Annotated in this window: 12 protein-coding genes; 6 read left to right on the top strand and 6 right to left on the bottom strand. The window is 61.6% G+C overall.

The annotated features are described in order from the left end of the window. Positions 1-10: 10 nt before the first annotated feature. Complete coding sequence (locus tag L0U83_RS35880) at positions 11-1162, top strand: efflux RND transporter periplasmic adaptor subunit (protein WP_233888916.1); 1152 nt, start codon at positions 11-13, stop codon at positions 1160-1162. A gap of 11 nt (positions 1163-1173) precedes the next feature. Beyond that, positions 1174-4227, top strand: coding sequence for an efflux RND transporter permease subunit (locus L0U83_RS35875; protein WP_233888914.1), 3054 nt, complete (start codon positions 1174-1176; stop codon positions 4225-4227). A gap of 15 nt (positions 4228-4242) precedes the next feature. Here L0U83_RS35875 and L0U83_RS35870 read toward each other — a convergent pair whose 3' ends face one another. Then, positions 4243-4407, bottom strand: coding sequence for an FmdB family zinc ribbon protein (locus tag L0U83_RS35870; RefSeq protein ID WP_233888912.1), 165 nt, complete (start codon positions 4405-4407; stop codon positions 4243-4245). Between the two features lie 668 nt (positions 4408-5075). Between L0U83_RS35870 and L0U83_RS35865 the strand changes: the two genes are divergently transcribed. The 3 genes from L0U83_RS35865 to L0U83_RS40750 all read left to right on the top strand — a co-directional run bounded on the left by L0U83_RS35865 (position 5076) and on the right by L0U83_RS40750 (position 7518). Further along, positions 5076-5279 carry a hypothetical protein gene (locus L0U83_RS35865; protein WP_233888910.1) on the top strand — a complete coding sequence of 68 codons (204 nt, stop codon included), beginning with the start codon at positions 5076-5078 and terminating at the stop codon, positions 5277-5279. A gap of 19 nt (positions 5280-5298) precedes the next feature. Continuing rightward, a complete protein-coding gene (gene glnA, locus L0U83_RS35860) occupies positions 5299-6798 on the top strand; it encodes a type I glutamate--ammonia ligase (RefSeq protein ID WP_233888908.1) in 1500 nt (499 codons plus the stop codon). Positions 6799-6876: 78 nt separating this feature from the next. Then, a complete protein-coding gene (locus tag L0U83_RS40750; protein WP_308445111.1) occupies positions 6877-7518 on the top strand; it encodes a DUF4148 domain-containing protein in 642 nt (213 codons plus the stop codon). Between the two features lie 240 nt (positions 7519-7758). Here L0U83_RS40750 and L0U83_RS35850 read toward each other — a convergent pair whose 3' ends face one another. Continuing rightward, positions 7759-8037: a CppA family protein gene (locus tag L0U83_RS35850; RefSeq protein WP_233888906.1), complete on the bottom strand. Its 279-nt coding sequence runs from the start codon at positions 8035-8037 to the stop codon at positions 7759-7761. 461 nt (positions 8038-8498) lie between these two features. Here L0U83_RS35850 and L0U83_RS35845 point away from each other — a divergent pair, with 461 nt between their 5' ends. Next, a complete protein-coding gene (locus tag L0U83_RS35845; protein ID WP_233888905.1) occupies positions 8499-9482 on the top strand; it encodes a D-alanyl-D-alanine carboxypeptidase family protein in 984 nt (327 codons plus the stop codon). Between the two features lie 124 nt (positions 9483-9606). Here the strand turns inward: L0U83_RS35845 and L0U83_RS35840 are convergent, their stop codons facing one another. The 4 genes from L0U83_RS35840 to L0U83_RS35825 form a co-directional block, all read right to left on the bottom strand. Continuing rightward, the gene (locus tag L0U83_RS35840; protein WP_233888904.1) at positions 9607-10887 is read right to left on the bottom strand and encodes an MFS transporter; all 1281 of its coding nucleotides are present in this window, start codon (positions 10885-10887) and stop codon (positions 9607-9609) included. 478 nt (positions 10888-11365) lie between these two features. Beyond that, entirely contained in the window at positions 11366-12199 is an 834-nt protein-coding gene (locus tag L0U83_RS35835; protein WP_233888902.1) for a class I SAM-dependent methyltransferase, read from the bottom strand. 420 nt (positions 12200-12619) lie between these two features. Beyond that, positions 12620-12919: a LysR substrate-binding domain-containing protein gene (locus L0U83_RS35830; RefSeq protein WP_233888900.1), complete on the bottom strand. Its 300-nt coding sequence runs from the start codon at positions 12917-12919 to the stop codon at positions 12620-12622. Positions 12920-12996: 77 nt separating this feature from the next. Further along, the gene (locus L0U83_RS35825) at positions 12997-13143 is read right to left on the bottom strand and encodes a hypothetical protein (protein WP_233888897.1); all 147 of its coding nucleotides are present in this window, start codon (positions 13141-13143) and stop codon (positions 12997-12999) included. Positions 13144-13315: the final 172 nt, after the last annotated feature.

Raw genomic sequence — 13315 nt, 5'->3', positions numbered from 1 at the left:
GGACATGACGATGACGACGAAAAAACCGATAGCAAAGCGGATGATCATCATGCTGATCTGCGTGGGCATACTGCTCGGCGCGCTGGTCGGCTTCAATCTGTTCAGGGCGCACATGATCAGGAAGTTCATGGCGAGCAACACCGCGCCGCCCGCCACCGTCACGGCCGCCATCGCAAGCTATCAATCATGGCAGCCGCAGCTTGCCGCAGTGGGCAGCCTGCGCGCGGTGCGCGGCGTCGACGTGACGACGGAAGTGGCCGGGCTCGTGCGCGAGATAGCGTTCAACTCGGGCCAGGAGGTGAAGACAGGCCAGGTGCTCGTGCGCCTGAACGACGATTCGGACCGCGCGCAGCTTGCGTCGCTGCGAGCTGCGGCGGACCTTGCGCAAACGGTCTACACGCGCGACAAGGCGCAGTTCGGCATTCAGGCGATTGCCAGGGCGCAGCTCGACGCCGACGCCGCCGACCTCAAGAGTAAAAAAGCCCAGGTCGATCAACAGGCCGCGCTCGTCGAGAAGAAGACGATTCGCGCGCCGTTCGCGGGACGCGTCGGCATCACGACGGTCAACCCCGGCCAGTACATCAATCCAGGTGACGCCATCGTCACGCTGCAAGCCATCGACCCGATCTACGCCGACTTCTTTCTGCCGCAGCAGCAGCTCGGCCAGTTGCAGGTTGGCCAGGCGATCGTCGTCGATACGGATGCGTTCGGCAACCGCACGTTCGACGGCAAGATCCGCTCGATCAATCCGCGCGTGGACAGCACGACGCGCAACGTGCAGATCGAGGCGACCGTCGACAATCGCGAGCGCAAGCTGCTGCCCGGCATGTATGCGAACGTGAAGATCGATGCGGGCAGCGTTCAGCGCTATCTGACCTTGCCGCAAACGGCGATCACCTATAACCCCTATGGCGCAACCGTGTTCATCGTGAAGCACGGCGAGCAAAAGAATGCGCAAGGCAAGATCATGCCCGTCGCGCAACAGGTGTTCGTCACGCCGGGTCCGACGCGCGGCGACCAGGTCGCCATTCTCAAGGGCATCAGCGAAGGCACGCAGGTCGTGACGAGCGGCCAGCTAAAGCTGAAAAATGGCACGCCTCTCGTGATCGACAACCGCGTGCAGCCTGCGGATAGCCCGAATCCGACGCCTCAGGAACAATAGAAGGGCGCGCGATGAAATTCACCGACATCTTCGTTGAACGCCCGGTGCTCGCATCGGTGGTGAGCCTGCTGATACTCGTGCTCGGCTTGCGCTCGCTGGCGGCGCTGAAGGTCAGCGAGTATCCGCAAACCGAAAACGGCGTGGTGACGATCACCACCGCGTACTATGGCGCGAGCGCCGACACGATGGCCGGCTTCATCACGCAGCCGCTCGAAGCCGCGATCGCACAGGCACAGGGTATCGACTACATGTCGTCGACGAGCACCACGGGCGTCTCGACGATCACCGCGACGCTGCGCCTCAATTACGACTCCAATCGCGCGCTGACCGAAATCAACACGCAGATCGCATCGGTGCGCAACCAGTTGCCGCCGCAGGCGCAACAGCCCGTGCTGACCGTGCAAGTGGGTCAAACCACCGACGCGATGTACATGGGTTTTTACAGCGACGTGCTGCCGAGCAACAACGTCACGGATTATCTGCTGCGTGTCGTGAAGCCGAAGCTCGATTCGATCCAGGGCGTGCAGACGGCGGAAGTTCTCGGCGGCCGTCAGTTCGCGCTGCGCGCATGGCTCGACTCGGGCAGGCTCGCCGCACACAACGTGACGGCCGCCGACGTCTTCACGGCGCTTGGCAACAACAACTATCTGGCGACGCTTGGCACGACCAAAGGCCAGATGATCAGCGTCGATCTGAATGCGGGCACCGACCTGCATTCCGTCGAGGACTTCAGGAAGCTCGTCGTCAAGCAGAAGAACGGCGCGATCGTGCGTCTCGAAGACGTCGCAAACGTCGTGCTCGGTGCGGACAATTACGATTTCAACGTCGCGTTCAGCGGCAAGCGATCGGTGTTCATCGGCATCAAGGTGGCACCCGATGCGAACGTGCTCGATGTCGCGAAGCGCGTGAAAACGGTCTTCCCGGACCTGCAGAAGCAGTTCCCGACGGGCATGACGGGCGACATCGTCTACGACGCAACCGACTTCATCAACACGGCCATCACCGAAGTGATCAAGACGCTCGTCGAAGCGCTGCTGATCGTGACCGTCGTGATCTTCCTTTTCCTTGGCAGCTTGCGCGCGGTGATCGTGCCCGTGATCGCGATGCCGCTCTCGCTGATCGGCACGTTCTTCGTGATGCAGATGCTCGGCTATTCGATCAATCTGCTGACACTACTCGCGCTCGTGCTCGCCATCGGCCTCGTCGTCGACGACGCCATCATCGTGGTCGAGAATGTCGACCGGCATATGAAGGAAGAGGGCAAGCAGCCTTTCGACGCCGCACTGATCGCCGCGCGCGAACTCGGCGGCCCGATTCTCGCGATGACGGCCGTGCTGATCGCCGTGTACGTGCCCATCGGCTTTCAAGGCGGACTGACGGGCGCGCTTTTCACCGAGTTCGCGTTCACGCTGGCGGGCGCCGTCACCGTGTCGGGCGTGATCGCGCTGACGCTTTCGCCGATGATGTGCTCACGCTTTTTCCGCACGGACCAGCAGTCGGGCCGCTTCGCGCGCTTCGTCGACCGGCAGTTCGAACGCGTGCATCACGGCTACCGGCGTCTGTTGCATGCGATGCTCGAGACGTGGTCCGTGTTCGTCGTGATGGGCGCGCTGCTGCTATGCGGCACCGTGTATCTCTTCATGACGTCGCAGTCGGAGCTTGCACCTCAGGAGGACCAGGGCATCGTTCTGTCCCAGGTCCTGGGGCCGCCGAACGCGACGATCCAGCAGATGCAGACCTACGCGGATCAGGTCTTCGAGATCTCGAAGCAATTGCCCGAATACGCGCAGATGTTCCAGCTCACGGGCGTGCCGACGCTGAACCAGGGTATCGGCGGCGTGCTCTTCAAGACGTGGGACAAGCGCACGAAGGGCGCAACGCAATTGCAGCAGGAATTGCAGCAGAAGTGGAACGGCATCGCGGGCGCGCGTGTCGCCGCATTTCAGTTTCCGCCCTTGCCGGGCGCGCAAGGATTGCCCGTGCAATTCGTCATCAGCACGACGGAGCCGTTCGAGAACCTCAACGAAGTGTCGCAAGCCGTGCTGCAAAAGGCGCGCGAAAGCGGCATGTTCTTCTTCGTCGACAGCGATCTGAAGATCGACAAGCCCGAAAGTGTGTTGCTCGTGGACCGCGACAAAGTGGCTTCACTGGGCCTGACGCAAAGCGATGTCGGGCAGACGCTGGGCGCGGCGCTTGGCGGTAACTTCGTCAACTACTTTTCGATTGCTGGCCGCTCGTACAAGGTGATTCCGCAGGTGCTGCAAACGGATCGGTTGAACCCGTCGCAAGTGCTCGACTATTACTTGCGCACGCCCGATGGCAGCGTGATTCCCGCGTCGACGGTCACGCATCTGCAGCGCAACGTCGTGCCCGAGTCGATCAATCATTTCCAGCAGCTCAATTCGGCAACGATTTCCGGCGTGCTCGCGCCGGGCATCTCGCAGGGCGAAGTGCTCGACTTCTTGCGTCAGGCCACCACCGACGCCGCGCCGACGGGATACACGGCCGACTACTCGGGTTTGTCGCGACAGTTCGTGCAGGAGTCTGGCGGCTTCGTGATCACGTTGCTGCTGGCGACGATCATCGTGTTTCTCGCGCTCGCCGCTCAGTTCGAGAGCTTTCGCGATCCGGTCGTGATTCTCGTGTCGGTGCCGATGGCGCTGTTCGGCGCGCTGATCTTCATCAACGTGGGACTCACGACGCTCAACATTTACACGCAAGTGGGCCTCGTCACGCTGATGGGCCTCGTCAGCAAGCACGGCATTCTGATCGTGCAGTTCGCGAATGAACTGCAACGGGCGGGGCGCGGCAAGCGCGAAGCACTCGAAGAAGCGGCTGGCGTGCGCTTGCGGCCGATTCTGATGACGACGGCCGCGATGGTGCTGGGCGTGCTGCCGCTCGTGATCGCATCGGGTGCGGGCGCGGCGGGCCGTAACGCGATGGGACTCGTGATCTTCACGGGGATGTCGATCGGCACGCTGTTCACGCTGTTCGTCGTGCCCGCGATGTATATGTTCCTGGCCGCGGACCATCATCGTGAGAGGGAGCACCCGGAGCAGACCTGAATTACTGAAAAGATTTCAGGACTTTCTGGATGTTTTCGCCACAAATGGTGTGGGTATGTGCTGAACCTTCTCGCTTCCGCACTTTGGGCAAGGCGGATGAGCGGTTTCATGTTCAGCAAGATGCTCGGCATGCTCGAACATCTCACCGCACTTCTCGCACCTGTACTGGTAAGTCGGCATGGTATTCCTCTAACGAGAATCCCGCACGTCGTGCCGGCAAGAGAAACCGTCCACGACGCCGGCGATAAACCATTCTAGTGCTGGAAATGGGTGCGCTCTTCGGTGTCAGCCCGCGCCGCCAGCTAGTGCTTGCGATGCATCCAGCTCATATGGTGCGTGTCGAGCCACTGGCTCAGGCTTTCTCCCGGATGATCGCGCCTGTATCGACGTGACAGGGCCATGGCAACGACAACGAGAACCACAAGGCCAACCCAAAAACTGATCATTGACTGAGTCATGGCAGCCTCCTTCGGGAATGCGACCATGGCTAAATTCTAGTGCCGAGGCGGTGGAATTCGCACTGAAAGTTTTCGCGGCGATCATTTCCGAATCGCGCGCAGCATGGATCACGTCTGCGGGAACCCGTGGTATGTCGATTCCCATTGCCTAAAATGAAGTTTGGGGAGCAGGGGCAGCAGGGCCGGACCCCGCGCGGCTCTCCCGAATGTTGACCCGTCACGGGGAACCGTGATGGCGATTTATGTAGCGCTTGCACAATTCACCGATCAGGGCATCGGCGCGATCATCGGCAAACTGCCTTGATCTGCAACCTGCCGACCGCGTAACCCATGTTCCCCCGCCGCGCGGCGCGGGCGACGCTTCCGGTGTTTTTCCATTCAGGAGGTCAAATGAACACCAAGGACAAAGGCAACGTGCGTGCATTCGTGCAGACCGCCGAGCAAATCGGCGGCTGGGTGTGGGTTATTTCGCTCGTCGACTTCGATGCACGCGAAGTGCGGCGCTCGCTCGTAGCCGAAGAGCCCTTCGCCACGGAGCGCGCGGCGAAAGACGCAGGCAACGCTCGTCTCGAAGCGCTCGCACACGATCAGTAGCTGCGCAGGGAGAGTCCCCATGTCCAGTCCGCAAGGTGCATCGGCGTTCGATGTATCCGTCGACGCCGGTAGTTTTCGCGTATCGCGTCCTGATAATCCGCAGCAGGTTATCGAACTACTGCGCGAGCACAAGATCCAGATCGTCGACCTCAAGTTCACCGATCTGCCCGGTCTCTGGCAGCACTTCTCGATCACGCTGCCCGAGGTGCACGACGACCTCTTTGCCGACGGGATTGGTTTCGACGGCTCATCGATTCGCGGATTTCAGGAAATTCAGGAATCCGACATGCTCCTCAAGCCGGATCCAACGACTGCGTTCATCGATCCGGTGAGCGCAACGCCCACGCTCTCGATGATCTGCGACGTGGTCGATCCCGTGATGCATCAGCCGTACTCGCGCGATCCGCGCTACGTCGCGAGGAAGGCAGAAGAGTACCTGCGGCAGACTGGAATTGCGACCACGTGCTACTTCGGGCCCGAACTCGAGTTCTTCATATTCGACTCGATCCGTTTTGCCCAGGATGCACACTGCGGCTACTACTATGTCGAATCTGCCGAAGGGGACTGGAATACGGGCCGCGACGAAGGAGCGTATGGCGGCGGCAACCTCGGTTACAAGCCTCGCTACAAGGAGGGGTATTTTCCGGTGCCCCCGCATGACACGCTGCAGGACATCCGCTCCACGATCGTGTTGTTGCTGCAGCAGGCAGGCGTGCAGGTGGAAGTGCATCACCACGAGGTAGCAACCGCGGGACAGAACGAAATCGACATGCGGTTTTCCACGCTCACGCGGATGGCCGACAACGTCATGATCTACAAGTACATCTGCAAGAACGTGGCGCGCCAGCACGGCAAGGTGGCGACCTTCATGCCGAAGCCGCTCTTCGCCGACAATGCGAGCGGCATGCACTGTCATCAAAGCCTGTGGAAGGACAACGAGAATCTGTTCTACGATGCACACGGCTGGGCGCTCACGTCGGGCCTATGCCGCTGGTACATTGGCGGTCTGCTCAAGCATGCGCCAGCGCTGATGGCGTTCTGCGCTCCGACCACGAACTCTTACAAGCGTCTCGTGCCCGGGTATGAAGCGCCGGTGAATCTGGCGATGTCACAACGCAACCGCTCGGCGGCCGCGCGCATTCCGATGTATTCCGATTCGCCAAATGCCCGGCGGGTCGAGTTCCGCTGTCCCGATCCGTCGGCAAATGCGTACCTTGCGTTCTCAGCGATGCTGATGGCTGGGCTCGACGGCATCGAAAACAGGACGGACCCGGGCGACCCGCTCGATGTGAACATTTACGACCTGCCGCCCGAGAAAGCGAAAAACGTCCGCCAGGTGCCGGGTTCGCTCGAAGAATCGTTGAAAGCGCTCGAGGCCGACCACGAGTTTCTGCGCAGAGGCGATGTCTTTACTGAAGATGTGATCGACATGTGGCTCGAGTACAAGCGCAAGCATGAGATCGACGCGATCAAGCTGCGGCCGCATCCGTGGGAGTTTTATCTGTACTTCGACGTCTGATTTGACCCGAGCGAGGAGCTTTGAGTCACGGCGAAACGTGCGCAGGCAAAGGGCATTGAAGACGATCTCCATCATGTGATGGAGGCCAGCGGGCGCACGGAAAATTATAATGAGAGTGGCGATCAGGAGATTTCGCTGTACCACCGACTGACTTCGGCGGTAGGGCGGCCGCCCAGTCACGCAAGCGTCGCGTCGTCCATGTCCTCGAGCAGAACCTCAGTCGATAAGCTTCGCGTCGTACAAGGCTGGGTTGGAGATATGGACTCGGGCGCTCCGGCTTCACTGCATCGCTTCGAGATGGGATTAGTCGCTGGGGAGGTCATCATGCCTCGCATCGGCGCGCCTGATCTTCGATCGTCTGACCGCGAAAAGCCAGGCGCGTGTCAACCGGAGCAACCAACCACGAGGCGGACCATTATGAAGACGTTAGTCCACACAGTTTGCGCGGTCGCCGTCATAGCTGTGCCAATTGCATCGATGGCGCAGTCGGACGGGGGGTTGACGCGCGCACAAGTGCAGGGTGAGATCGCTCAGCTTCAGCAAGCCGGCTTCAATCCGGCGAATGCGAATACCGTCGACTTTCCTGCCAATATGTCGGCCACCACGGGCAGTGCGACAGACCAGGGCGGCGGCTACGGCCCTGCGACCAATGGTTCGTCGCAGATGGGCCATCCGGCCAGCGCGAGTGGAATGAAGCCAGTGTTCTTTGGCGGGTCATAAGCGATTTCGTCTGACCCGGTCGTGCGATGGATACCATGCCGTCCCTGCCTGGGACGGCGTGGAGCGTAGTGCTGTGCGCGTCTGATGAGTCGTTTCGGCTACGCCTGAACGCCCAAAACCGCCATGATGCCGTCGACCGCAACCGTTACGCCTGGTGGACAGCGGAAAGCCGCCAGTGCGCTTCATCGCGATGCAATGGAGTCGTTGCATCGTCCCGACCGAACCTATGAACCGAGCCGGTCATTTCTCGCTCGCTACGGTCAGCGCGATGCGTGCGGCAAGGATGCGCCGGATGTTCGCCAGCGATTGTTCGGCCACCGGACTCGGGTTCTCTCGCGGTGGCACATGAAGCCGCGGGACCCTGACGCCGAGCTGTCTGCAGACGTCAGACAGATAGGGTTTCCGTGACCCCTCGCATCGCTGGACGGCAGCAGCGATGGCGGTGTCGCCAACGTGCCGGCGCAGCCATTCCAGCGTTTGCCGGTCGTTCTCGTTATGCACTCTAACCAGATGCTCCATCGTCGCCTCCTGCCTGCCAGTAACGGCTGGATGGGAAGACGTTAGCGTGAGGTCGGTCAGGATTAGGGGCGGCAACGCACACTTCGGGCGATCTGGCAGCCTGCATTGCGCCGGAACCTGGCGTAGTGGCCCGGGCTTTCCCCGGCCCTGGTCGGCGTACGTGCGGCCGCATTCTGCGAAGCAAGGCAACGCTTCCCGGGAAGGCAACGGAAGCCCGGCCAGGCGATCCTCCCACCGCATTTGTTGGCCTGCAGCGCCGGTTGCACATCGATGACACCTGGCGGCAACGGGTCGGCAAGCCTCTGTCACTTTGCTCATGACCGGTCATCCGTCCGGGGAGAAAAATTGCGTCTTCTTTCACACACTCATTCCGGCAATGAGCAACTACAGTTTAGTTGTTGGGGACAATCCATCACGTCGGACCCGCCATCACCTGATTGCCGTCCCGAGGTGTGAACGCCATGAAGAACTTTCTCAGCGCGCTATTGCTCGCCACTGTGCCATTCGTCGCATGGGCCGAGACGCCATTCCTTTATTCACGTAGCGCAATCGTGTACGACGTCGGACGCGGCGAAGTCCTGCTGGAAAAGAATGCCGACGACCTCCAGCCGATCGCGTCGCTCACCAAGCTGATGACGGCAATGGTCGTGCTGGACAGCGCCCAGCCGCTGGGAGACACGGTGACCGTCGACGATGACGACATCGATCGGCTCAAGCACTCGGGGTCGCGCATCCCGATCGGTGTGTCGCTCGAACGGGGAGAGATGCTGCGCCTTGCGCTCATGTCGTCCGAAAACCGCGCGGCGTCCGCGCTGTCTCGTGCGTTCCCGGGCGGCCAGCCTGCGTTCATCCAGAAGATGAATGAAAAGGCCCGCGCGCTACATATGACCAATTCGCACTTCGCCGATCCAACCGGGCTCTCGCCGGACGATTTCTCGACGGCACGCGACGTCGTGAAGATGGCGCAAGCCGCGGCGCACTACCCGTTGATCGGCGAATACACGACACTTCCCCGCTATGAACAGCAGATCGGCAGCAGGACGAGGTTCTATCACAACACCGACCCGATCGTCCGCGCAGCCGATTGGGACGTTCTGGTCGCAAAGACCGGCTATATCCGCGAGGCGGGGCGCTGCATCGTGGTCGATGCGAACATGCCGAATGGCCAGGTGATGATTGCGCTGCTCGGCTCGCAAACATCGTGGGGGCGCTCCGCCGACCTCGTCACGATACGCCGATGGCTGAACGGCGACGAGACGCCCGTCGTCGAGCCGCACTATTACGCAAGCACCCGGCTGCATCATCACCATTCGGTGCTGGCGCATTCGCATCGCGTCAGGGTGCAGTTCGCATCGTACCGGACAGGTTCGACGGCCAACGCTCACCGGCAGACCGTCAAGCATCACGCCGGCAAGCGGGAACACCACGCGCCTGTTGACGCCTGACCTACGGCTCCATGAGTGCGTGATAGTCGCGCCAGGGCTCATGGAACGGGTCTTAGTCGTGCTGCGCTTCGCCGAAGCAGTAGACAACGTCGCCCTGAACCGGCAATGTGGCACTCGAGCTTTCTCAGGTGGCGGTTTCACTCGCTGACCTGCCCGACACGAGGGATGAATCGCCCGACGCATTCGCACGGGACAAACGTTCCTGAAAACTGGCGCTACGCGCCATCGACGCCAATCCCACAACGGCAAGCCCAGCGAAGAGCGCGGGCAACAAAAAGACACGGGGAAGGCCCAGCATGGCGACACCCAGGCCGCCCGCGCTGCCGCCGAGCGCCGACGCAAGCGCGCTCGAACTCATGAAAATCGCCGACGCCGTCGCCACCGCCTCGGGCAGCAGACGTTGGGCAACGATAATCCCCAATACCATGAAGACGCCCCAAACTCCGCCCATGAGGATCTGTCCGGCGAACATGCCCACGGCGGATGGCCAAAGTGCAAAACACAGATTGGCCAGCACGCCGAGGGCAGCCGCGAAACACATCAGCCACACATTGCCGAATCTGCGCCCCAAGCCGATGCTGAAGGGCATGATAAGCAGCTCGATAAATGGTTGAATGCCGATAACCGCGCCTCGGACTGGCGGACTCAGCTTGAGGTGCTCCTCCATATAAATCAGCAGAAAACCATACTTCACGGGTTCGCCTGCGTAGACCAAAACGAAGAGTCCTGTGAACATCAGCAGCGGCAACATGGCGCGCACGCCGGCGTGATGCGCGGGCTCGCTAGCCGGTTTGGGCTCGCGCAGAGGCGCTGGATTCAGCGTTCCGAGCGGGGCGATCTGCAAAAGCGTGCAGGCCGCGGTCATCCATAACATGGGACGCAAACCATAGGTGGCCGCCACCCACGCGCCGACAACCGGACCGACGATCCAACCGCCGGTCAATGCCATACGAATAATGGCCACGACGCTTTCATCTGAATCAGCAGGCTTGCGGCCAAGTTCATCGTGGACAGCTGCAAAAATTTGCGAGGTCGAAGCGCCGGAAATCGCCAGCAGAACGACGCCGATCACGAAAGGCATCCAGACCGATGTGGACAGCGCCAGCCCCGCCCAACCGGCAAAGCCTGTCGCGGCGCACACGCGGAACAGACCAAGACGGTTGCCGGTGCGGTCGGAGTAGCGCCCCACGCAATAGCCTGCCACCGGGGCCGCAAGACTCGTCAGGTAATACAGTCCCGCCAATGGCAACGGGGCACCGAGCTCTTTCACCAGGAACATGACGATCTGCGGTGCCGCAGCTGACGCGCCAAGCCCCGACAGAAACATTGCTATCGTCGCGCCCGAAAAGAGCCTCGATGCGATCACGAGGCGCAGCGCAGATCTATTGCCGGTTTTGCCAGACATAGCGACGGATTCACTATCGATTTGGCAAGGGATAACGAATCACCCCCCGCTGTGAGAGAGAAGTCCATTCGCGAGCTGTCGGCGACGAGGCCTATGTTCGGCCCATTCGATGCGAACAGCATCGCAGGAACACATTAAGTGGAAGCGCTTCCACTCAATGGCGGATTATGCCGTAGCGGCGATCGCAGCGAATTAGGCGTTTTCCCGATTGGGCGGTCGCGGGTGCACGGACCGTGGTGGGAGCAGAAATCCTCTAACGGTGCGAGCTTCGTCGATCGCCGCTCGTATTGCTTGTAGCCGCCGCCGTGCTCACCACGCAAACCCGTCGACGTGACGCTGCAGATCAAACCGGGTCTTGTCGACTCGCACACTTTCGCAGTGAGGTTTTCGCGAGCTAGCGGCGTGACACCGCAACGATTCTTGCTCCGCGACGATTCGAATGCCCGAACCCGTGTGCGGTCGATACACTGCGGCTGCGCTATGGCTTGATGAACCTGAGCGTCATGCGATCCGATTCGCCGATAGCGGCATACTGCGCGCGGTCCACGTCGCCGCCCTTGTAGGTCGGGGGCAGCGACCAGACGCCGTGCGGATAATCCTTGGTGTCCTTCGGATTCGCGTTGATCTCGCTGCGTGCGGCCAGCACGAAGCCCGCGCCCTGCGCATGCTCGATCACGTACTCTTCGGTCACATAGCCGGAATCGATCATTTGCTGGACGGTCGTGCCTCGCCGCGCGCGATGCTCCTCGACGCCAAGCACGCCGCCGGGTTTCAGCGCGACATAGAACGCGCGCAGGTTGTCGTCGATCTGGCCATCCTTGATCCAGTTGTGGATGTTGCGGAACGTGAGCACCTCGTCGAACTGGCCGTTTGCGTCGAAGCCCTTGAATTCACCTGCGTGCAACGTGCCGACCTTGACGTTGCCATAGAGCGCCGGGGCCGCCGCGAGCTTGCGCAAAAAAGCGGCGTCGGAGTCGCGGTCTTCGGCGGCCAGTTCCGCTGACGTGCTGACGTATTGGGCCTCGTAAAGATGGCCGTGATCGTGCAGCCACGGCGCCAGGATATCCGTGTACCAGCCGCCGCCCGGTGCGATTTCGAGCACTGTTTGCGTGGGCTCGACGCCGAAGAACTGCAACGTCTCGTTCGGATGTCGATAGGCGTCGCGCGCTTTGGCCCGCTCACTGCGCTGGGGACCGGCGATCGCAGCATCGAGTGAAGAGGAGGCCGCAGATTGCGTCTGCGCGCTGTGCCCGGCCTGCTGTGCGGGCGTCGTGCACCCAGCCGCGAAGAGCGCGAAAGACGCCGTGGCCATGGCGGCAGCACGTTTCAGTGCAAGACGGGCGGGGACTCGATGACGATGGACCGGATTCATGGGCGAGGGTGGAGGTTTTGGATAGTCGACACGATACCCGGTTATGCGCGCTCGCGCTGGTCAGCCGGGTGAGCCGATCCAACGCTTGAGGACACTGGCCCGCTTGCGGGACGGAGCTGCGCGTTGGCGCACCGCTTGATTTACTCAGTAGTGCGGATGGAGTTGAGACGGAGGAGCCTGGAGGTCGTGAATATGTCAACGACCTCACTTAAGGCTGTCAAACGCCAAGCCAGAGTGGCTGGCCTTGCGTCTTGATGTTTTGCCCAGGCGGTCCTTATGTGGCCGCGTCCGCTGCGTCCCAGTCATGGCTCTTGCCGGGACGCGAGCGCCAGGTCGACGAACTGCGTGACGCGCGCGTTCTCATCTGCGTAGCGGTGCGCGATGTAGAGCGTCGTCGTCATCGAGGGTGCGAAACACGACGCCGGGTACCGCGATGGCGCGCAGCAAGGCCGGCACGAGCGCAATGCCGAGCCCCGTTGCGATCAGACCGACCAGCGTCGACGCCTGCTGGGCTTCCTGCACAACTTTGTGCTCGAAGCCGCGTTTGGCGCACACGGAGAGAGTTCGCCCGTGGACGACGACACCTGCCGCGCGCGGGTAGGCGCTGAACGGTTCGCCGCACAGATCCGCCGCGTGAACGCTGCACGTAGAGCGGCACAAGCACGAAGTTCGAGGAGGCGCCGCACGCTTGCTGGCGCAGGCTCAGGATGACGATACGCTCGAAGGCAAGGAAGCCACTATTCGCGTTTCGCGTGAGAAGTCGCGCGCGGAGCGAGTTCGATAAAGCGCGCGGCGAGCATGGCATAGAGGAACTGGCGCAGGCGCGCGGCGATGTGCGGGACGGGTTGCATGGAAAGCGAATGAGCGGGTAGGGAGAACCGCATGCGAACGCAATTCATATGCCATTGACCTTTTGCGCCCTCGGAGCGCTGCATGAGCATGCACGGTGCCCCGTCGCGGTGCCTGGTCTTGCAACATGGTGCACGCACTGCACTGCGATTGCGCGGGTGTAGTGGGTCGCGGCGCGCGCCGCGTTCCCGCGCTTGCCGCGAGAGC

The sequence above is a fragment of the Paraburkholderia flagellata genome (assembly GCF_021390645.1).
Classification (GTDB): domain Bacteria; phylum Pseudomonadota; class Gammaproteobacteria; order Burkholderiales; family Burkholderiaceae; genus Paraburkholderia; species Paraburkholderia flagellata.
This window is presented reverse-complemented; position numbering and strand designations above follow the sequence as displayed.